This is a genomic window from Sulfitobacter sp. OXR-159 (genome assembly GCF_034377145.1).
In the GTDB taxonomy this organism is placed as follows: Bacteria; Pseudomonadota; Alphaproteobacteria; order Rhodobacterales; family Rhodobacteraceae; genus Sulfitobacter.
In genome coordinates, this window is the sequence record NZ_CP139707.1 from 1,678,566 (window position 1) to 1,697,736 (window position 19,171).

General features: G+C 61.2%; 20 protein-coding genes and 1 pseudogene. 12 read left to right on the forward strand and 9 right to left on the reverse strand.

Going from position 1 to position 19,171, the window contains the following annotated elements; genetic code table 11:
* The first annotated feature begins 28 nt into the window (after positions 1-28).
* Positions 29-976, forward strand: coding sequence for a GlxA family transcriptional regulator (locus tag T8A63_RS08645; protein ID WP_322345548.1), 948 nt, complete (start codon positions 29-31; stop codon positions 974-976).
* A gap of 52 nt (positions 977-1,028) precedes the next feature.
* Here T8A63_RS08645 and T8A63_RS08650 read toward each other — a convergent pair whose 3' ends face one another.
* The 4 genes from T8A63_RS08650 to T8A63_RS08665 are packed head-to-tail and all read right to left on the reverse strand — an operon-like array spanning position 1,029 to position 4,195.
* The gene (locus T8A63_RS08650; protein ID WP_322345550.1) at positions 1,029-1,799 is read right to left on the reverse strand and encodes an ABC transporter permease; all 771 of its coding nucleotides are present in this window, start codon (positions 1,797-1,799) and stop codon (positions 1,029-1,031) included.
* Complete coding sequence (locus T8A63_RS08655; RefSeq protein ID WP_386283966.1) at positions 1,796-2,542, reverse strand: ABC transporter permease; 747 nt, start codon at positions 2,540-2,542, stop codon at positions 1,796-1,798. The genes T8A63_RS08650 and T8A63_RS08655 overlap by 4 nt, the downstream gene beginning before the upstream one ends.
* A gap of 15 nt (positions 2,543-2,557) precedes the next feature.
* On the reverse strand, positions 2,558-3,331 hold the full coding sequence (locus T8A63_RS08660; RefSeq protein WP_322345552.1) for a transporter substrate-binding domain-containing protein: 774 nt from the start codon (positions 3,329-3,331) through the stop codon (positions 2,558-2,560).
* 30 nt (positions 3,332-3,361) lie between these two features.
* Positions 3,362-4,195, reverse strand: a complete 834-nt coding sequence (locus T8A63_RS08665; RefSeq protein WP_082849357.1) for an ABC transporter ATP-binding protein — start codon at positions 4,193-4,195, stop codon at positions 3,362-3,364.
* 86 nt (positions 4,196-4,281) lie between these two features.
* On the opposite strand from T8A63_RS08665, the gene T8A63_RS08670 reads away from it, so the two are divergent.
* The 6 genes from T8A63_RS08670 (at position 4,282) to T8A63_RS08695 (ending at position 10,676) form a co-directional block, all read left to right on the forward strand.
* Positions 4,282-4,929, forward strand: coding sequence for a TetR/AcrR family transcriptional regulator (locus T8A63_RS08670; RefSeq protein ID WP_322345555.1), 648 nt, complete (start codon positions 4,282-4,284; stop codon positions 4,927-4,929).
* Positions 4,926-6,113, forward strand: a complete 1,188-nt coding sequence (locus tag T8A63_RS08675) for a pyridoxal phosphate-dependent aminotransferase (protein ID WP_067626313.1) — start codon at positions 4,926-4,928, stop codon at positions 6,111-6,113. Before T8A63_RS08670 ends, T8A63_RS08675 begins: the two co-directional genes overlap by 4 nt.
* Positions 6,110-7,717: a 5-guanidino-2-oxopentanoate decarboxylase gene (locus tag T8A63_RS08680; protein ID WP_322345557.1), complete on the forward strand. Its 1,608-nt coding sequence runs from the start codon at positions 6,110-6,112 to the stop codon at positions 7,715-7,717. The genes T8A63_RS08675 and T8A63_RS08680 overlap by 4 nt, the downstream gene beginning before the upstream one ends.
* A 1-nt stretch (position 7,718) precedes the next feature.
* Positions 7,719-8,501: a dimethylarginine dimethylaminohydrolase family protein gene (locus T8A63_RS08685; protein WP_322345559.1), complete on the forward strand. Its 783-nt coding sequence runs from the start codon at positions 7,719-7,721 to the stop codon at positions 8,499-8,501.
* Between the two features lie 320 nt (positions 8,502-8,821).
* On the forward strand, positions 8,822-9,817 hold the full coding sequence (locus T8A63_RS08690; RefSeq protein ID WP_322345561.1) for a zinc-binding alcohol dehydrogenase family protein: 996 nt from the start codon (positions 8,822-8,824) through the stop codon (positions 9,815-9,817).
* Between the two features lie 64 nt (positions 9,818-9,881).
* Entirely contained in the window at positions 9,882-10,676 is a 795-nt protein-coding gene (locus T8A63_RS08695; RefSeq protein ID WP_322345564.1) for an SDR family NAD(P)-dependent oxidoreductase, read from the forward strand.
* Between the two features lie 141 nt (positions 10,677-10,817).
* Here T8A63_RS08695 and T8A63_RS08700 read toward each other — a convergent pair whose 3' ends face one another.
* From T8A63_RS08700 to T8A63_RS08710, 3 genes are read right to left on the reverse strand one after another with little or no spacing between them, the layout of a single operon-like run.
* Positions 10,818-11,897 (reverse strand): methyltetrahydrofolate cobalamin methyltransferase, encoded by a 1,080-nt coding sequence (locus tag T8A63_RS08700; RefSeq protein ID WP_317389304.1) that lies wholly within the window; start codon positions 11,895-11,897, stop codon positions 10,818-10,820.
* Positions 11,898-11,907: 10 nt separating this feature from the next.
* Positions 11,908-12,837: a methylenetetrahydrofolate reductase gene (locus T8A63_RS08705; RefSeq protein WP_322345568.1), complete on the reverse strand. Its 930-nt coding sequence runs from the start codon at positions 12,835-12,837 to the stop codon at positions 11,908-11,910.
* Positions 12,838-12,867: 30 nt separating this feature from the next.
* A complete protein-coding gene (locus T8A63_RS08710) occupies positions 12,868-13,164 on the reverse strand; it encodes a virulence factor (RefSeq protein ID WP_067625152.1) in 297 nt (98 codons plus the stop codon).
* 297 nt (positions 13,165-13,461) lie between these two features.
* Here T8A63_RS08710 and T8A63_RS08715 point away from each other — a divergent pair, with 297 nt between their 5' ends.
* From T8A63_RS08715 to T8A63_RS08725, 3 genes are all read left to right on the forward strand, one after another.
* A complete protein-coding gene (locus T8A63_RS08715) occupies positions 13,462-14,580 on the forward strand; it encodes a Ppx/GppA phosphatase family protein (protein ID WP_067916062.1) in 1,119 nt (372 codons plus the stop codon).
* The gene (locus tag T8A63_RS08720; protein WP_067627424.1) at positions 14,580-15,305 is read left to right on the forward strand and encodes an RlmE family RNA methyltransferase; all 726 of its coding nucleotides are present in this window, start codon (positions 14,580-14,582) and stop codon (positions 15,303-15,305) included. The genes T8A63_RS08715 and T8A63_RS08720 overlap by 1 nt, the downstream gene beginning before the upstream one ends.
* A gap of 94 nt (positions 15,306-15,399) precedes the next feature.
* Complete coding sequence (locus tag T8A63_RS08725) at positions 15,400-15,957, forward strand: hypothetical protein (RefSeq protein WP_322345572.1); 558 nt, start codon at positions 15,400-15,402, stop codon at positions 15,955-15,957.
* Positions 15,958-16,088: 131 nt separating this feature from the next.
* Here the strand turns inward: T8A63_RS08725 and T8A63_RS08730 are convergent.
* Positions 16,089-16,292 (reverse strand): annotated as a pseudogene (locus T8A63_RS08730) (MBL fold metallo-hydrolase); the annotation flags it as partial.
* A 9-nt stretch (positions 16,293-16,301) separates the two neighbouring features.
* Positions 16,302-17,219, reverse strand: coding sequence for an MBL fold metallo-hydrolase (locus T8A63_RS08735; protein ID WP_322345574.1), 918 nt, complete (start codon positions 17,217-17,219; stop codon positions 16,302-16,304).
* 192 nt (positions 17,220-17,411) lie between these two features.
* Here T8A63_RS08735 and T8A63_RS08740 point away from each other — a divergent pair, with 192 nt between their 5' ends.
* Both T8A63_RS08740 and T8A63_RS08745 read left to right on the forward strand, forming a co-directional pair.
* Positions 17,412-18,473 carry a methionine ABC transporter ATP-binding protein gene (locus T8A63_RS08740; RefSeq protein ID WP_322345576.1) on the forward strand — a complete coding sequence of 354 codons (1,062 nt, stop codon included), beginning with the start codon at positions 17,412-17,414 and terminating at the stop codon, positions 18,471-18,473.
* On the forward strand, positions 18,463-19,137 hold the full coding sequence (locus tag T8A63_RS08745; RefSeq protein WP_067629388.1) for a methionine ABC transporter permease: 675 nt from the start codon (positions 18,463-18,465) through the stop codon (positions 19,135-19,137). The genes T8A63_RS08740 and T8A63_RS08745 overlap by 11 nt, the downstream gene beginning before the upstream one ends.
* Positions 19,138-19,171 lie beyond the last annotated feature (34 nt).

Consider the following 19,171-nt stretch of genomic DNA (forward strand, 5'->3'; position numbering starts at 1 on the left):
GCGGACATGTGCAGTGCTAGACAGAAACATGCAGGAAAAGACAATATCATCAGGCGAAACGGTTAAGATCGACATTCTGCTGTTCGATGGTTTCTCGAACCATTGTCTGGCCAACACTTTGGAGCCGTTTCGCGCCGCGAACAGCATCACCGGGCAGGCGCGATATGACTGGCGCCTGCTTTCGCTTGAGGGGGGGCTTGTGCGGTCTTCAAGCGGGATGTTGGTACAGACCGAATTGGCCACGGCGACAAAGCCCCCCACTGATTACCTCATGGTGACCGCCAGCTATGGTCACCTTGCGTTGAGCAGCAGTCGGGTGCTGTCCGCGCTGCGGGGGCTTTGCGCGAATGCGAAATGTCTGGTGGGGCTCGATATGGGGGCTTGGTTGCTGGCGGCTGCAGGGCTGTTGGACGACAGGCCCGCGACCATCCACGGACATCTATTCGAAAGCTTTTCAGAGACATTTCCGCAGGTAGATGCCCGGCAAGAGCGGTTTGTCATTGATGGCAATCGGATCACCTGCGGTGGTGCCATGGCGTCCTTTGATCTGGTTTTGACGTTGATCGGGGCGCACTGCGGCGAGATCACACGGCTCGATGTCGCGTCGCTTTTCTTGCATCAAAGCGATCAGCCGTTTGGGCAGCCCGACAACATATCGGGGCGGTCCAAACTTGTGTCTCGGGCGCTTGTCCTTATGGATGAGACTATCGAAGCACCGGTGCCAATTCCGACCATTACGCGTCACTTGGGGTGTTCGCTGAAAAGCCTGCAAAGACGGTTCGCGCGCAGTTTGAATGCGACGCCGGGCCAAGTCTATCGGCACCGACGCCTGATCGCCGCGAAAAGCTTGGCCGAAGGCACCAACCTGTCGATCTCTGAGATCGCCACCCGCTGCGGTTACGAAAACGCAAGTGCCATGACACGCGCCTTCAAGGCCCAGTTTGGCACGACGCCCATGGATTTGAGGGCGGACTGATCGCGTTCTCGATCTCGTCTGAGAAGTTGGATCCCATCCAACTGCGCCGCCGCTATCCCGGCACTTGGCTCTCAAAACGCCGAAACAACAAGGCGATGACCCCGGCGATGATCATGTAAAACACAGCCAACAAGATCAGCGGTTCATAGACGATAAACGTGTCCGAGCGCACACGCGAGGACACGGCATAAAGCTCGACCACCGTGATTGTCGCCACCAGAGGTGTGGCCTTGAGCTGCAGGATGGTTTCACCGCCCAATGTCGGCAGGACGTTGCGGATCGCCTGCGGCAGCCAGATGCGGCGGAACATGGTGAAACGCGGCATGCCGAATGCGTTTGCAGCCTCAAGCTGCCCCTTGTTCACACTTGAAAATGCGCCCCGCATGACCTCGCCTTCGTAGCCCGCATAAGACAGCGTCAGCGCCAGCACCGCATAGGGCCAAGCTTGGCGCAGGTAGGGCCAGAGTTCACTGCCGCGGATCCAAGGGATTTGCGGGAACAGCGAGCCGAGGCCGTAATAGAGCAGCCAGATCTGCAAGAGCAGGGGCGTGCCACGGATGACGGTGCAGAATATCCGGGCAGGGGCAGACAGGTACCAAGGCCCGATGGCCTGCGCGAGGCCCAGCGGAATCGCCAGAAGAAAGCCCAGCACGCAGGTGACGACCAGTATCCAGATCGTGCGCCAGAGCCCTTCCAACGCCAGCGGGGCATATTCCGGTATCCAATCCCACCGCAGCGCCACGGCGCACCAGATGACCACAGCCAGCAAAAGCGCCAGCATGACAATGCGGTGGGGCTGCATCAGTGCGCGAAAGGGGATCATCGGCCCGCTCCTTTCAGCGACGGCTGACCACGGCGCGCCCATTTTTCGATCCGGGCAAAGACCGCGCCAGAACATAGCGTCACGATTAAATAAAGCGCGCCCGCGGCGAGGAAGAAGGTGAAATAGGCGCGCGTGCTGGCGGCGGCCTGTCGGGTCTCCAGCGTCAATTCGCTGAAGCCGACGATGGCCAGAAGCGCCGTGTCTTTGGTTGCAATCAACCACAGGTTCGCCAGACCCGGCGTGGCAAAGGACATCATCGCGGGGATCGTCACGCGGCGCAGCAGCATCAGCGGCGGCATCCCGTAAGCGCGCGCGGCCTCAATCTGGCCCGCGGGCACGGCTTGGATCGCGCCGCGCAGCACCTCGGTGGCATAGGCGCCCTGCACCACGCCGAGCACCCAGATCCCGGCGACGACACCGCTAATCTCGACCCGGCCATAGCCCATGGCGCCCGAGACTTTGTTAATGAGATCGGTGCCGACGTAATAGAGGATCAAGATCAGCACCAGTTCCGGCACGGCCCGGATCACAGTCGTATAAACGGCGAGGAGGTCGCGCAGGACCACCCCGCCATAAAGCTTGCCATAGGCCCCAAAAAGCCCGATCAGCAGACCGAACCCAAAAGCGCCAAATGCGATTTGCAGAGAGTTCGCAAGCCCGCGCAACAGGTTGCCGCCCCAGCCCGGCGGGCTGAGGGACAGTAGTTGCGCACTCTCGGCAAGCCCGAGCGTTTCGAAGATCATCTCCACGATGGGCGCTTACTCTGCGTAGATGCTGGTATCGAAATAGCGCCCGGTGATCTCTTCGTGGGTGCCATCTTCGAGGATCTGCGCGATGCCTTTGTTCAGGCTTTCCCGCAGCGCGTCATCACCCTTGCGCACGCCAGCGCCGACACCTTGGCCCAAGATGGCCTCGTCATTCTCCACCGATCCTTTGATCTCGCAGCAGGTGCCGATGTCGGAGTTAACGAAATCCGCCATGGCGATGCTGTCGGCCTGCGTGGCATCAATCCGACCCGAGACCAGATCCTGATTGGCTTCGTCTTGCGTCTGATAGACCCGGATTTCCGCCGCATCGCCGAAATATTCATTGGCATAGGCTTGGTGGATTGTTGAGGCTTGAATGCCGATGATCTTACCGGCCAGCGACTCGGCCGTAGGTTCGATGTTCATCGACTTATCCGCCACGATCACCGCGGGCGTGTTGTAGTAGGGATCAGAGAAATCGATCGTTTTCTGACGTTCTTCGGTGATCGACATGGAGGCCATGATCGCATCGACCTGCTGGCCTGTCAGCGAGGGGATGATGCCGTCCCAAGCCACGGGGGTGATCACACAGTCCAACTCGGCCGCTTTGCAGACCGCGTCGATGATCTCAACTTCCCAGCCTTCCCATTCGCCGGAGGCATTGAGAGAGGCGAAGGGCGGGTAGGGCTCGGCTGCGATGCCGATCTTGACCTCTTCGGCGGCCACGGCACCGGCGCTCAGCACTGCTGTCGCGATCGCACTCGTCATGAGTTTCTTAAATGTCATTGGTAGTCTCCCTGTTTTTTTCTTGGTGGTTTAGCCGACTGTCTGCAAAAACTGCCGCAGCCGGGCGGATTGAGGGTTGCCGAAAAGCTCTTCCGGCGGGCCTTGTTCTTCGATGCGCCCCTCAAAAAGGTAGACGACATGCGTCGCCACCTCGCGCGCGAATTTCATCTCGTGGGTGACAAGCAGCATGGTGCGCCCTTCGGCAGCCAAATCGCGGATAACCGTGAGCACCTCACCCACCAACTCGGGGTCAAGCGCGCTGGTGGGTTCGTCAAACAGCATCACGCTGGGTTCCACCGCAAGGGCGCGGGCAATTGCCGCGCGTTGCTGCTGTCCTCCTGACAGAAACGCAGGGAAGGTATCAGCCTTATCGCCCAGTCCGACCCGGTCTAGCAGCACCCGTGCGCGCTTGATGGCCTCGTCCCGCGGCACTTTGAGAACATGGACCGGCACCTCAATGACGTTTTCCAGCAGGGTGCGGTGGGTCCAGAGGTTGAATGCCTGAAACACCATGCCAAGGCGGGTTCGGATGCGCTCGATCTGGCGGCGGTCAACGGGGGAGCCGTCTTGGCGCATCTTGATCTCTTCACCGTTAACGATGATCTGACCCGCACTTGGGGTTTCGAGGAAATTGATGCAGCGCAGGCAGGTGGATTTGCCCGACCCGCTGCCGCCGATGATGGCGACAACATCGCCCTTTTTCGCGGTCAGTGAGACACCTTTGAGAACCTCCAACGCGCCGAAGGATTTGTGTAGGTCGGTAATTCTTATGGCCTCATTCTCCTCTGCGCGATCGGCATTGGCGTCTTCGGCTGCTTGTGTGGCTCTGACCGGCTTTCTTTGCAAAGCGTCTGCGCCCCTCATTTGATGTGTCCCAAATTTCTGTCTTGTAGTAAGGCCCGTATTTCGTAATAATGCAAGTGTATAATTAGGAAGTTCGGAAATCGCCTGTGTCGGACAGCACGCCTAAATTCAAACGTGAGCCAGCGGAGCACCGCAGGGAGGCCCTGATAAGGGCCACTCTGTCGCTGATCGCCGAAAAGGGTGTTCAGGCCGCGACGGTCCGGGCAATCGCGGCCCGTGCTGACGTGTCACAGGGTATGATTAGGCACCACTTTTCGTCGAAAGAAGACCTGATTACCGCGGCCTATGAGCATCACATGGACCGGCTCACCGACCTGACATCGGCCTTCGCGGAAGGCGACTGTAGCGCGCCGGTGGCACGGTTGGCGGCTTTCGTCGTCGGCAGCCTGACGCCGCCGGTTGTCGACGCGGGGTCGGTCAGCCTTTGGGCGGGGTTTCTCACCAAGGTCCATGACGACGCGCAGATGCGCGAAAGTCACAAACGGACCTATTACAATTTCCGCAACCGCCTTGAGGCGCTGATCGCAGCCGTATTGAACGAGGCGGATCAGCCCCCCACAGCACAAGAACTGCACCATTTGGCCATCGCCTGCAACGCCGTGATCGATGGATTGTGGATGGAAGGCGGTGTTCTACCGAGCGCTTTCGCGCCGGATGAGCTTTCAGAAATCGGAATTCGCTCCGTCGGAGCGCTCCTCGGGATAGACCTCACAATAGCAGGGCAACAGACATGAGAACGACAGATATCACCCGACGGCTGGCAGGTCTTGGCGGCGCAAAATGGGAAGTGCATCTAAAGGCCCGCGAGCTTGCCGCACAGGGCCGTGATATTATCGAGCTGACCATCGGCGAGCCGGACGTGCCGACCCCCGACGCGCTTATGGATGTCGCGGCCGATGCAATGCGCCGGGGCCGCACTGGTTATTCTGACGGTCGGGGTGAGACAGGTCTGCGCGCTGCATTGGCCGAACGATATTCGCACCGCGCGGGCCGTCGCATCACGCCGGACCAAGCCATGTGTTTTCCCGGCACGCAGACGGCGCTTTATGCCGTGCTGTTGGGCGTGGCCGAGGCGGGGCAGCAGGTTCTGGTCGGCGATCCGATGTATGCCACTTATGAAGGGGTGATCCGCTCCAGCGGTGCCGAGATGGTGCCCGTCCCGCTGCGCCCGGAAAACGGCTTTCGCCTTCATGCGGATGACATCGCCGCAAGGATTACCCCGCAGACCACGGCGATCTTGCTGACCACGCCGCATAACCCCACCGGCGCGGTCCTGACCCGGGCAGAGATTGACGCGCTTGGTGAACTGGCCATTGCCCATGACCTGTGGATTATCTCTGATGAAGTGTACGAAGAACTGATCTTTGACACCTCTGAATTCTGCTCGCCTCTGTGGCGTCCGCAGCTGGCTGACCGCACCATCGTCGTCTCATCGATCTCAAAATCCCACGCCGCACCGGGCTTTCGCAGCGGTTGGTGCATCGGCCCCGAAGCCTTTACCGAGGCTCTCTTGCCGCTGTCGGAGACCATGCTTTTCGGCAACCAGCCCTTTATCGCTGACATGACCGAAAAAGCAGTGCGCGAGGGGTCGCCCGTGGCTGAAGGGATGAAGCAACGCTTTGCCGCCCGCGCCGAGCGTTTGCACCGCCGGCTGTCGCAAGAGAGCCCGTTGAAGGTGCACCAACCGGATGCGGGCATGTTTGCAATGATCGACGTGTCGGCCACCGGAATGCGCGGCACCGACTATGCCATGCACCTGCTTGAGCAGGCTGGCGTGGCGGTCATGCCCGGTGCGTCCTTTGGGGAAACGCTCGATGCTTGGGTGCGTGTGGCGCTGACGACCGGCGACGCGGCCTTTGATGCGGCCTGTGACCGGATCATCCGGCACGCGGCGCAATTGCAACTGGAAACGGCATGACCAGTGTCGGCGAAGCGCTGGTCGCCCAGCTTTCACAGCGCGGCGTCGACTGTGTCTTTGGCATCCCCGGGGTGCACACGATCGAGCTTTACCGGGGCTTGGCGGCCTCGGGCATCCGCCATGTGACGCCCCGGCACGAACAGGGCGCGGGCTTCATGGCGGATGGCTATGCACGGGTCTCCGGCAAACCCGGTGTTGCCTTTGTCATCACGGGGCCGGGGCTGACCAACACGCTGACCGCAATGGGCCAAGCCCGCGCGGATTCTGTGCCGATGCTGGTGATCTCTGGCGTCAACACGCTGCCCAGCCTTGGCAAGGGCAGGGGGCATCTGCACGAGCTACCGGATCAGCGGGCGATGGCACGGACCGTCGCGCTGATCTCCGAGCGGGTTGAGACCGCCGATGAATTGGCCCCCATGCTCGACCGGGTCTTTGAGCCGTTCCAGTTAGGCCGACCGGGCCCCACACATCTTGAGATACCGCTGGACGTGGCCGGCGCGCCCTATACCGCCGAAGCGCCCTCTATTTCTGCCACCTCTGTGACCCCCCCGTCTGCCGAGCAAATCTTAGAAGCCGCCGCGATATTGGCGCAGAGCAAGGCGCCTTTGATCCTTGCCGGCGGCGGGGCTCGAAAAGCCGGGAATGCCCTGCAAACCCTCGCCGAAAAACTAGGCGCGCCGGTGGTGCAAACGGTGAATGCCCGCGGCGTAATGTTCGAGCATCCTTTGGGCGTTCCGGCCAGCCCCAGCCTGCAAGCCGTGCGGGCACTGATCGCGCAGTCGGACGTGGTGCTGGCCTTGGGCACCGAATTGGGCCCGACCGATTATGATATGTACGCCTCCGGCACCATGCCCGAGTTCCAAAGGCTCATCCGCGTCGATATTTGCGCTGAGCAGCTTTCCCGCCATGCCGCCGAACTGTCGATCCACGGCGATGCGGCACTCGCAATTGACGCGCTGAATGCCGCGGTCGACGGGGATGCCGCGCCAGACGGGGCAGCGCGGGCGGCCAAGGCCCGCCGCGAGGCGTTTGAAGAGATCGGCCCGGAGATGCGTGCGGCTTGCGACACCCTCGCTGAACTGCGCGGAGCCGTTCCGGGGGCGATCATCGTCGGCGATTCCACCCAGCCAATCTATGCGGGCAACCTTTATTACGATCATGACCGCCCCGGCGGCTGGTTCAACGCCGCCACCGGCTTTGGCGCGCTTGGCTATGGCATCCCCGCGGCAATCGGGGCGGCGCTCGCGGCACCCGACACGCCGGTGATCTGCATCGCTGGCGATGGCGGCGCGCAGTTCAGCCTGCCGGAACTGATGTGCGCGGTGCAAGAAAACCTGCCGATTTGCTTCATCATCTGGAACAACCACGGCTATCAAGAAATCGCCACCTCCATGCAGGATGCGGGGGTAAGTGTCGTCGGATGTGACCCGGCCCCGCCGGACTTTGCCGCCGTCGCACAATCCTGCGGCTTGCCCTTCTGGCGCTGCGATACGCAAGCCGGCGCCGTTGCAGATGCGCTGCGCGAGGCCACCGCGACTGGCGGGCCGACGCTTATTGAAATTCAGGCACAGCCAACCCCCGCGCCAGCAAACAAGAGAGCATGACATGACAGACCCTACCTATGAATTCACCCACGCCGTCACCCGCCGCCCCGCCGCCAGCATCGTCGATGGTCTGCGCGCCGAGGACATCGGCACCCCCGATCTTGCGCAGATGGAAAAGGCCCATGCGCATTACGTTGCCACATTGAAAGAAACCGGCGCTGAGGTGATCGAACTGCCCGCGCTGGACGCCTTTCCCGATTCCGTCTTTGTTGAGGATACCGCGCTTTGTTTGCCAAAGGGGGCCGTTCTGATGCGCCCCGGCGCACCGAGCCGCATGGGAGAGGTGGCCGAAATGGCATCGACCCTGAGCACCCTTTACAGTGACCTGCGCCAGATTGAAGGCCCCGGCCATATCGAAGGAGGCGACATTCTGGTCACCGGGCGCGAGATCTTGGTGGGCCGATCAGACCGTACCGATGCCGAAGGCGTGGCCGAGCTCACGCAGATCGTCTCGGACTGGGGCCATAGCCTCCGCGAGGTCTTTACACCGCCCGGCGTGCTGCATTTCAAGACCGATTGCTCGTTGCTCGACGGGGACACCATCCTCAGCACCAAACGGCTCGACGCTTCTGGCTGTTTCGAAGGTTACCGCGTGCTGCACACCGCCGAGGGCGAAGAGGCCGCCGCCAATAGCATCCGGTTTAACCAATATGTGCTCTGTCCTGCGGGCTTCCCCCGCACCGCGGAAATGTTGACGAAGGCAGGCTTTGAAGTGGTCGAGATCAGTAATGCGGAATGCGCCAAACTGGACGGCGGCATGTCGTGCCTGTCGCTAAGGTTCTGATACTGAGGGTCGCTTGGAAGGTTTGATCCCCTTGCATGAGTGCAGCGTTCTGCGGTCACGAATACCTTCGTCTGGAGGGGGCAAAGGTCAAACCGCCTCCGCCATGTTCTTTCGGCGATATGAGTTGATGCGGTTTGACCGCCCTGCAGTCGACTGCTTCTGACCTTGAGAGCCTGTGCGGAGTGCGCACCGCGCAGGCGCCTTGCGTCCCCATTGTCCTGCGTTTCGATAAACTCAATCCGGTTTCGGCCCGGTTTATACAGTCCGGCAAACTGATACTTCCTGTCCAACAACGAAATTCGGAAAGAAGGACAATCGGAATGAAAGCCATCGGCTATAACACCACCGGCGCGGCAGAGGTTTTGGAGGCGTTGGAAATCGACCGACCCACGCCGGGGCCGGGCGATCTTTTGGTTGAGGTAAAGGGCATCTCTGTCAATCCGGTGGATGTGAAGCTGCGCGCGCTTTCCGCCCCCGATGGCGGCCCAAAGGTCTTGGGGTTCGACGCGGCGGGTGTGGTCGTCGACTTGGGCTCAGAGGTTACGGATTTCGCCATCGGGGATGCGGTGTTCTATGCCGGGGATGTGACCCGTGCAGGCACCAACGCCGCTTTTCATGCGGTTGATGCCCGGATCGTGGGGCGAAAGCCGGAATCGCTCGATTTCGTTGAAGCCGCCAGTCTGCCGCTGACCGCGATCACCGCATGGGAAATGCTGTTCGATGCTTTCCGGCTGACGGAAGGGGCCGGTAAGGGGCAGGCGCTTTTGGTGATTGGCGGGGCCGGGGGCGTGGGGTCGATCCTTATCCAATTGGCCAAGGCGCTGACCGGATTGACCGTGATCGCCACTGCGTCGCGTCCGGAAACCCAAGACTGGGGGCGCAAGATGGGGGCGGATCATGTGGTGGATCACCGGAGTGATCTGGCGGCGCAGCTTGCCGATCTCAACCTCGCGCCCAGCTACGTTGCCGCGCTGACGGCCACGGACATGCATTGGCCAGCCATCATCGAAGCCATTGCCCCACGCGGCCAGATCGCATTGATCGACGACCCCGAAACGCTGGACATGAAAGCGGCGAAACCCAAAGCTTTGAGCGTGCATTGGGAGTTTATGTTCACAAGGTCGATGTTCCAAACCGAAGACATGACCGCGCAGCGCGACCTGTTGAACCGGGTCGCGCAGATGATCGACGCGGGCAGGTTGCAATCTACCGTGACCGAACATGGGGGCGTGATAAATGTAGAGAACCTTCGCGCCGCCCATCTGCGGCAAGAAAGCGGGCGGGTGATCGGCAAGCAGGTTTTGGGCGGTTGGTGATCACCCGACCGCCGCATGCCGCGCCATCGCAGAGACGCGCAGAGACCTCGATAAGGAGAGAGCCATGACAAAGACCATCCTCATCACCGGCGCGACTGACGGCATCGGTCTGCTGACGGCAAAGAAACTTAGCGGGCAGGGGCACACCGTGCTGCTGCACGGGCGCAGCGCCGAAAAATTAAGCGCATCGGCGGCAGAGGTGGGCGGCACCCCCCAGACCTACCGCGCAGATCTGTCGCAGTTGGATGAGGTCGCGGCATTGGCAGAGGCGCTGCGCATCGATCACAGCCAGATCGACGTGGTGATCAACAACGCAGGTGTCCTGAAACTGCCCGATCCGCGCACCGAAGCGGGGCTAGACGCGCGTTTTGTGGTCAACACATTAGCGCCCTATCTGCTGGTTCAACTCTTGCTGCCGGTACTGCCCAAAGCGGGCCGGGTGGTGAACCTTTCCTCTGCCGCGCAGGCACCGGTGGATGTGGCCGCTCTTCGGGGCAACGGCACCTTGGACGATATGGCGGCCTATGCGCAGAGCAAATTGGCGATCACGATCTGGACGCAAGAAATGGCCCGCGCACATCAGGATGGCCCGCTCTTCATCGCGGTGAATCCCGGGTCGCTGTTGGCGTCCAAAATGGTTAAGGAAGGCTTTGGCGTTGCTGGAAATGACCTGAGCATCGGTGCCGACATCCTTTGCCGTGCCGCGCTTTCGGAAGATTTCTCAAAGGCTTCGGGAAAGTATTTCGACAATGATAGGGGCGGCTTTAATGAACCGCATAGCGCCGCAGCGGACGCCGACCATGTCGCGGCGGTTATGGCCGCGATCCAAGAGCTCGTGAGCCAGAACCGGGCGGACTAGCTTTTGCAGGGGCCGGCGCCGTCGGGATGGCGCCAGATTTCCGCTGTTTACCTATCTGAAAAAAACGGCTCTCCGTGGAGGCCGACAACAAAAGGCCCCGTGCAGCGATGCTGGCGGGGCCTTTCATCGTTCCGAGAGGGCTCAGCGGCGGCGGCGGCCGCCGGTGCGGCCCGCGCGGCCTCGGCCTTCTTGACCGGCCTTGGGGGCGACCTTGTTGAACTCGATCCATGCGCTGCCATGCGGGTCACGGTCAAAGAGGAAGTTGGCGGCGCGGATGGCCTCCATCTCCTTGCCCGGACGGGGCTTGGTCGATCCCAGATTGAAGAGCGTCACGAAGGTCTCGTCATCCATCTCTTCGGGCAGGATAATGCCCGCGGCGGCCATCTCGGCGCGCTTTTCGGCGATCTTGACGGCGTTGAGCGGCACGGCCACCGGGTTCATGATCGCGCTTGTCATGCCAGCACCCATCGCCATCGGCAGGAAGGCGTTGTTGATCCCGTGGCGGTTGGGCAGACCAAAAGAAATGTTCGACGCACCGCAGGTGGTGTTCACGCCCAATTCCTCACGCAGGCGGCGCACAAGGGTAAAGACCTGATGGCCCGCTGTTGCCATTGCGCCGATTGGCATGACCAGCGGATCGACCACGATATCATGCGCCGGGATGCCGAAATCTGCAGCGCGTTCGACGATCTTTTTCGCCACGGCGAAACGCACATCCGGGTCTTCGGAAATGCCGGTGTCGTCGTTGGAGATCGCCACCACGGGCACGTTGTATTTCTTGACCAGCGGTAGCACGAGCTCAAGCCGCTCTTCTTCGCCGGTCACCGAGTTCAACAGCGGGCGGCCTTCGCAGGCTTGCAAGCCTGCCTCGAGCGCGCCGGGGACCGAACTGTCGATACAGATCGGCGCGTCGACGGCATTTTGCACCACTTTGATCAGTTCCGGCATCAGCATCGGCTCGACAAAGTTGTTGTCAGCATAGCGCGGGTCTTCGGCCATCTTGTTGGAAAAAACGGCGCCCGAGTTCACATCCAGCACCGTGGCACCGGCGGCGACCTGTGCGATGGCATCGGCCTCGACCCGCGAAAAATCGCCTTGCTCAAGCTCTTGGCTGAGAATTTTGCGGCCCGTGGGGTTGATCCGCTCTCCAATCACGCAAAACGGCTCGTCAAAGCCGATGACGGCGGTCTTGGTCTTGGATTCGATGACGGTTCTGGTCATGTAACTTCCTTTAGGATGCGTTGGCGGGCACCCCAGAGGCGCCGCCATTATCTTGGACCCATGTGGCGCTGGTCTTGATCCCGCCCAGCGGGAACAGATGCACATGGGTGATGTTAAAATCCGGGTGGGCCGCTTTGTAGGTGGCCAATTCACTGATCACATCTGCTGGCTCATAGGGCAACAGCAGCTTGGTGACATCCATCGCGCGCTTCTGCAGTACCTTCAGCGAAGGACCGACACCGCAGGCGATGGCGAATTTAATGAGGGTTTGCAGTTTCGCAGGGCCCGCGATGCCGATGTGAATAGGCAGGGTGATGCCAGCGGCTTTCAGACTGTCGGCCCATTCGATGATCGGCTGCGCCTCAAAGGCGAACTGCGTGGCGATTGCCATTTCTGCATCGGTGCGGGTCTGGAAGTCGTTCTTCCATTTCAGCGCGGCATCGACGTTTAGGCGGCCTCCGTCGGCGTCGATGTCGCGGTTGCCCTCGGGGTGGCCAGCGACATGCAGACGGGTAAAGCCAGCCTCATCGAATAGTCCCGTTTCCATCAGCTGCATGCTGTCAGTAAAGTCGCCCACGGGCGCGGTGACACCGCCCGCAAGCAGCAACGCTTGGCGCACATCGGCTTCGCCCTGATAGCGGGCGATCCAGTCGGCGAGCGTGGCGCGGTCCTTGATGATGCGGGCCGGGAAATGCGGCATGACCTTGAAGCCATCGGCGTTCAGCCGCGCGGCGGTGGCGACCATATCCTCAATCGGGGTGCCGTCGATATGGGCGATATAGACACGGGTGCCCTCTGGCAGCAGGGCGCGGAAATCTTCGACCTTCTCGGCGGTGCGGGGCATCACCTCGATCGAATAATCTTTCAACAGCGCCTCGACTTCGGCCACCGGCGCCTGCGGGGCCGGTGTTTCCTTCTTGCGGAAGTTCAAAAGTGCCATGAGCGTGTCCTTGATCATAGGGCTGGCAGGCTATGCCCAGCCGTCGTTGTCAATCAGTTGCTTAATCCGGTCGCGGTCGTATTCCGCGTCGATCCGGGCGGCTTCGGCGTCGGCGATGGCATCGGGATCGCCTTCAACCTCAAAGGGGTCCGCCTTGCGCCATTCCGCTAAATAGGCATCGGAATCTCCGGCGCCGATCTTCATCGCCGCGCGGTCGATCGCCTGTTCAAAGCGTTCGGGCAGGGGGCGTTTCGACCCACGGCGGCCTTTGCCGACGATCACCTGAGCGGGGATATCGCGCCAGTAAACGATGGTGACTGCGGGCATGGGACGATTCCTCCGGTTTAAACCTGTCTAACGAGCGTCGCGGTCAGGACAGGGCCGTTTTTCGACGAAACACGACCCATCCGCGACTTGGGGCTCGTGATAGCGCATCGGGCGGGCCATCACGAGGGCCCTGCGCCCCCATTATTCTCAAGATGATTGTGAGGTGGTCCTGAGGTGCCAAAAGATAGGGGCATGGCGCAGGACGCCGCGGAAATTGGCCCAAGGCACCGCGACCACTTGCACCGGCCCGGCGCAGGGAATACCTTGGGGGCAACTCGATATGAAAGGCGCGTAACCATGGCGCCACAGCGTCCCAAAGGTGCGGGTGCGCTCGACAAAGACATCCCGGCTCTGAGCCCCGCGCCAGTTCCGCCCAGATCTAATGAGCTATATGCGGCCCTAGATCTGGGTACAAATAGCTGCCGCATGTTGATCGCCCAGCCTCGTGGCAGCGGTTTCCATGTGGTGGACAGTTTCTCAAAATCGGTACAATTGGGTGCCGGTTTGGAAAAAACCGGGCGTTTGTCGCGCGGATCGATGGCGCGCACCATCCAGGCATTGCGGATCTGTCAGCAGAAATTGCGCCGCAACAAGGTGCAAAACATGCGGCTTGTGGCGACCGAAGCCTGTCGCCGCGCACAGAATGGCGCAGAGTTCATGCGCCGTATCCAGCGCGAGACGGGTCTCAAACTCGACATCATCCGCCCTGAGGAAGAAGCCCAACTTGCCGTGATCTCTTGCGCGCCGCTGGTCAGCCGCAAGACGGAGAACCTGCTGGTGGTCGATATCGGCGGCGGCTCGACTGAGCTTGTCTGGATCGACATCTCCAAAGTCCCTCGGGCGGATCGCGCCCGGTCGATCATGCGGCTTCAGGGCGGCTTCTATCAGGCGAAATCTGATGTGCCTGCCGCGCGGGTGGTGGATTGGATCAGCGTGCCTCTGGGCGTGGCGACGCTGCGCGACCAATTCTCTGATGTTGAAGACGACGCCGCGCGCTTTGCCTTGATGAGCTGGTTTTTTGAGGAAAACCTCACCGATTTCACACCCTATCAGACGATCCAGTCGCAAAAGCGGTTTCAGATCGTCGGCACCTCGGGCACCGTGACCACCGTGGCGGCAAGCCACTTGAACCTGAAACGCTATGACCGGACCAAGGTCGATGGCCTCAGCATGAGCAGCGCGCAGATCGACAAGGTGATCCACTCTTATATCGCCATGGGGCCGGGCGGGCGGCGCGCCGATCCGCGGATCGGGCAAGATCGCGCCGCCCTGATCATGTCGGGCGCCGCGATCCTGCAAGCCTTGATGCGCTGCTGGCCGACCGACAGGCTGTCAGTTGCGGATCGCGGTCTGCGCGAAGGCCTGCTATATGCACAGATGAGCGCCGATGGCGTATTAGAAGAAGGGGTCTTTTGATGGCCAAGACACCGGACGGAAAAAACACCTCGGGGCGCGGTCAGCGTGACCTCAAGGTCAAGGTGAAATCCGCACGCGGGCGCAAGCTCAGTTCCACCCGCTGGTTGCAGCGGCAGTTGAACGATCCATATGTCAAACGCGCGCAGGCCGAAGGCTATCGCGGGCGGGCGGCTTATAAGATTATGGAACTAGACGATAAATATCGTTTCCTTGTCCCCGGTGCACGGGTGGTGGACCTTGGCGCCGCGCCGGGCGGTTGGTGTCAGGTCGCGGTCAAGCGCTGCAATGTGCTGGGCGAGAAGAAGGGCAAGACGCAGGGCACCATTCTCGGCGTCGACCTGCAAGAGATGGAGCCGATCGCGGGGTGCGAGCTGCACCAGCTCGATTTTATGGAAGACGACGCTGACCTTAAGGTAAAGGAATGGCTGGGCGGCAAGGCGGATGTGGTCATGTCCGACATGGCGGCTGCCTCTTCGGGGCACAAGCAGACCGACCACCTGCGCATTATTTCACTCTGCGAGGCGGCGGCCTATTTCGCTTTCGACGTCTTGGAAGAGGGCGGCACATTCGTGGCCAAGGTGCTGGCGGGGGGCGCCGAGGGCGAGTTGCAAAAGCTGCTCAAGCGCCGTTTCACCAAGGTCGCCAATATCAAACCGCCCGCAAGCCGACCGGATTCATCAGAGAAATTCGTTGTGGCAACGGGGTTTAAGGGCGAAGAGGTCTAAGCGGTGATCGCCGTTCATGAGGCGTAAACCAATCGAACGCTAGGGTGTAGCTCTCCCGCGGTCTTTACGCCGCCAACCTCATGAGGGCTCCCCGATGCTTCGACACCTGCCACTTGTATCGCTCATCTTCATCCTGTGTTCCGGGCTCAAGGTTACCGCGTCCGAAGTGCCTTGGGCGCTGAACGATTATATCGACCGGGATTTGCTGTCTTGGGTCAATGACGCCCGCATCGTCGACGCGATTGCGCAGCAGAACCAGCGACACCGAGAGATGAATGTCTTGGCCGCCGCATCTGCCGCAGCGACCGCGCAGGCCACCCCGACGAGCCAAGCAAAGGCCCCTGTCGCCGCAGCTTTCTTAGCGGCGCAGATTGCCCGCGCCAAAGGTCAGATTGCCGAAGTGGCGCTGCTTGACGCCTATGGGTTGACCGTCGTCACCAGCGGCACCGCATCGGTCTATTTCAAAGGCGGCAAGCCCAAGAACAGCAATCGTTTCACGCCACCATCGGGGATGTTCGTAATCGATCAAGTGGCCATCGATGAAGGCTCCAAAGCGCATCAAAGCCGTGTTTCGATGCCCATTACAGAACCATCCAACGGAGCGATCATCGGGGTAATCACGGTGGAGTTGGAAGCGGCTGCCTTTTTCTGATGCGACCCTATGCCTGGGCGTGATCCGGCTTCGGATCCTTAGGGTTCGCGGGGCCGAACTGCTGCTCCAAAGCGCCGTGGCTAGGATTATCGAAACATGACAGTGAAGTCTGGGACTATTAAATACAGCGAAAGAACCTCGTCGCCGGTCGCGATGAAGCTTAGGTTGTTGTTATGGCTCGCGTTTTCATAGGTCTACGGGGCGGTCGCGCCGACGGCAGAGCGCGCGCCGGGGACGACCGCATAGGGATTGTCGTAGAGCGACGAGCCGGGGTATCTGTCCGCGATATCTACCGGTCGTGGCGTTTTAGGCGAGCAGCAGGGCGGTGATGCCAGCGAACCGCTTCATCGCGCGGCTCCGACGAAACGATAGCTCTCGCCACGGCGTTCAACCCGGCCCAGACCGCCCTGTGGCAGGTGAAAGCCCATCAGCCAGATCTGTTCGTCCGCCAGCCGGTCCAGCAACCGCTGGCGGGTTTCGGCGCCGCGCTCGGGGTCTTGGTCCGATCCGCTGGCCCAGCCGGGCCGGGCAAAGGCAAGATGGTGATTGCCGATGGCATCGCCGCCGATCATCAGCGCGTCACTGCCGCCGCCCAGCAGAAACGACATATGCCCGGGCGTATGCCCGAAACTCGCCTGTGCCATGATGCCGGGGAGCACTTCATCTCCGTCGGAGAAATGGGCCACCCGGTCCTCGATCGCCGCCAACCGCCGCGCGGCTCCGACGGCAAAGGCGGCGCGGGCTGCGCCGATTGTGTCCACGGTCGCCGGATCGCGCCAATAGTCCCATTCGACCTGACCCATGTGGTAGCGCGCATTGGGAAAGACCAGATCGTCGAAATCGTCCAGCACGCCCCAAAGGTGATCCGGGTGGCCATGGGTAAAGACAACGTCGGTCACCGCCTCCGGGGCGACGCCCGCCGCGTCTAAGCTCTCTGAAAGCGATCCGGCCGATGGCATAAAGGCGGGGCCAGCGCCCGCGTCGAAGAGGATCACCCGGTCGTCATTGCGCAAAAGCGTCAGGTTGCAGGGCGGCGCCAACTGGTCCTGAGGGAGATCAAAGGGCGCCAAAACCTGCGCCAGTTCCTCCTGCGGCAAACCTTCAAAGAAGAAACTCCGCGGGAGCAGCAGATTGCCGTCGCTCACACTGACAAGCTCATACCCACCGATCTGGGCAGAGGTCAGGGCAAAGGCACGCAGCGGGCCATGGGCAAGGGCCGCCGCGCCCATCCCTGCCAGCACCGTCCGTCTATTGACCTTCATCTTATGCCCTCCCCGCATTCATTCCGATTCGTGAATATAATTATCCTCATCGGATAACGGCACAAGGGGCGAATGCCCCGGCAAGAGATAAGTGTGCAAAACAAGGCAGCTATGCATGATCGTGGCTTGCATCGGGGGCAGGGGTTCTATCTAGGGGACACCACTCGAAACCCACCCCGACCCGGACGGAAAATGACTGATATCACAACAGAAGGTGCCTCGATCGCCTTTGACAAGGTCGGCAAGGCCTTTACCAAAGCAGGCGGGGCGACCGTGAATGCACTTGAGGGGATATCCCTCGACGTGGCACCGGGCTCAATCACCGGGATCATTGGGCGTTCGGGGGCGGGCAAATCGACCTTGCTGCGCATGGTCAACGGGTTGGAGCGTCCGACCACCGGCAACGTGCTGGTCGGCGGTGAGGATGTCAGCACCGCGAAAGGCGGCAAGCTGCGCGCGATCCGACGTGACGTTGGCATGATTTTTCAACACTTTAACCTGCTGTCTTCACGTACCGTGGCGGGCAATATCGCGCTCCCGCTCGAAGTGGCCCGGATGCCGAGCGCGCAGATCAAACCGCGTGTGGCGGACCTTATCGACCGGGTCGGGCTAAGCGCGCAGGCGGGGCGCTACCCGGCAGAGCTTTCGGGCGGCCAGAAGCAGCGGATCGGCATCGCGCGCGCCTTGGCCACCGGGCCGAAAGTGTTGCTCTCGGATGAGGCGACCTCGGCTCTGGACCCTGAGACCACCCAAACGGTTCTGTCGCTTTTGAAGGACATCAACCGCGATTTGGGGCTGACGATCCTGCTGATCACCCATGAGATGGCCGTGGTGCGCGACATCGCGAGCCATGTGGCGGTGATCGACGCAGGCCAGATCGTCGAACATGGGGCCACCTATGACATCTTCACCGCGCCGCAACACGCGACGACGCGGTCCTTCCTTTCGGGCGTGACCGGCGTCACCCTGCCTGCCTTTGTCAAAGAACGGCTGACCCAAACCGCCCCTGCAACGGGCGGCGAAGAGGTGATCCGCGTCACCTTTGCAGGCGCCCATGCCACCGATCCGATGTTGGCGCGGCTGACGCAGGATATGGGCATTCCGGTCAATATCCTTGCGGGCGCTGTCGAAGAGATCGGAACCCGGCCTTTCGGCAACCTGCTGGTGTCTCTGCCGGTGGCGCAGGCCGCCCAAGCGCGCGCCTTTTTGGAACAACACGGGCTTCTGACGGAGGTGCTGGGCTATGTCGGCTAATCTGATTAACCTTTTGATCGAAGCGACGGGGCAAACGCTCTATATGGTGGCGGTATCCGCGATCCTTGGCACGGTCTTTGGTCTGCCGCTGGGGCTGTTTCTGGCCACCTCGCAACGCGGGGAACTGCTGTCCGCGCCTTGGGTGAACAAGGTGCTCGGGCTGGTGGTGAACGCCACGCGCTCCGTTCCGTTTATCATTCTCGTTGTGGCGATCATTCCCTTTACCCGCATGGTGGCCGGAACCTCTATCGGCACCACGGCGGCCATTGTGCCGCTGACTATCGCGACGGTCCCCTTCATCGCGCGTCTGGTGGAAAACGCGATCCGTGAGGTCGATTCCGGGTTGATCGAAGCCGCCCGCGCGATGGGTGCGACGCCGCTGCAGATCATCCGCAAAGTGCTGCTGCCCGAAGCGCTCCCCGGCATCACGCTGGGCCTGACCTTGGCGATTGTCAGCCTGATTGGCTATTCCGCCATGGTCGGGGCCGTAGGGGGCGAAGGGCTGGGAGACCTTGGTATTCGATATGGATATCAACGGTTTATGCCTGACGTTATGGCAATCGTCGTGATCATCCTTATCGTCTTGGTACAGCTTGTGCAGTCCATCGGCGAGCGTATCGCCAGCGCCGTGGACAAACGGGCCACCAAAAGCGGCGGCCAATAGGCCGCGCCTTACACCCGCCCTCTCAATCTAAGGA

Bases quoted from the DNA above. Each gene is read 5' to 3' on its own strand.
- T8A63_RS08725 (WP_322345572.1), top strand. From the start codon at position 15,400: ATGCTTCGACACCTGCCACTTGTATCGCTCATCTTCATCCTGTGTTCC.
- T8A63_RS08735 (WP_322345574.1), bottom strand. From the start codon at position 17,219: ATGAAGGTCAATAGACGGACGGTGCTGGCAGGGATGGGCGCGGCGGCC.
- T8A63_RS08655 (WP_386283966.1), bottom strand. From the start codon at position 2,542: ATGATCTTCGAAACGCTCGGGCTTGCCGAGAGTGCGCAACTACTGTCC.
- T8A63_RS08705 (WP_322345568.1), bottom strand. From the start codon at position 12,837: ATGGCACTTTTGAACTTCCGCAAGAAGGAAACACCGGCCCCGCAGGCG.
- T8A63_RS08740 (WP_322345576.1), top strand. From the start codon at position 17,412: ATGACTGATATCACAACAGAAGGTGCCTCGATCGCCTTTGACAAGGTC.
- T8A63_RS08665 (WP_082849357.1), bottom strand. From the start codon at position 4,195: ATGAGGGGCGCAGACGCTTTGCAAAGAAAGCCGGTCAGAGCCACACAA.
- T8A63_RS08745 (WP_067629388.1), top strand. From the start codon at position 18,463: ATGTCGGCTAATCTGATTAACCTTTTGATCGAAGCGACGGGGCAAACG.
- T8A63_RS08690 (WP_322345561.1), top strand. From the start codon at position 8,822: ATGAAAGCCATCGGCTATAACACCACCGGCGCGGCAGAGGTTTTGGAG.
- T8A63_RS08700 (WP_317389304.1), bottom strand. From the start codon at position 11,897: ATGACCAGAACCGTCATCGAATCCAAGACCAAGACCGCCGTCATCGGC.
- T8A63_RS08695 (WP_322345564.1), top strand. From the start codon at position 9,882: ATGACAAAGACCATCCTCATCACCGGCGCGACTGACGGCATCGGTCTG.
- T8A63_RS08650 (WP_322345550.1), bottom strand. From the start codon at position 1,799: ATGATCCCCTTTCGCGCACTGATGCAGCCCCACCGCATTGTCATGCTG.
- T8A63_RS08645 (WP_322345548.1), top strand. From the start codon at position 29: ATGCAGGAAAAGACAATATCATCAGGCGAAACGGTTAAGATCGACATT.
- T8A63_RS08715 (WP_067916062.1), top strand. From the start codon at position 13,462: ATGGCGCCACAGCGTCCCAAAGGTGCGGGTGCGCTCGACAAAGACATC.
- T8A63_RS08685 (WP_322345559.1), top strand. From the start codon at position 7,719: ATGACAGACCCTACCTATGAATTCACCCACGCCGTCACCCGCCGCCCC.
- T8A63_RS08710 (WP_067625152.1), bottom strand. From the start codon at position 13,164: ATGCCCGCAGTCACCATCGTTTACTGGCGCGATATCCCCGCTCAGGTG.
- T8A63_RS08675 (WP_067626313.1), top strand. From the start codon at position 4,926: ATGAGAACGACAGATATCACCCGACGGCTGGCAGGTCTTGGCGGCGCA.
- T8A63_RS08680 (WP_322345557.1), top strand. From the start codon at position 6,110: ATGACCAGTGTCGGCGAAGCGCTGGTCGCCCAGCTTTCACAGCGCGGC.
- T8A63_RS08720 (WP_067627424.1), top strand. From the start codon at position 14,580: ATGGCCAAGACACCGGACGGAAAAAACACCTCGGGGCGCGGTCAGCGT.
- T8A63_RS08660 (WP_322345552.1), bottom strand. From the start codon at position 3,331: ATGACATTTAAGAAACTCATGACGAGTGCGATCGCGACAGCAGTGCTG.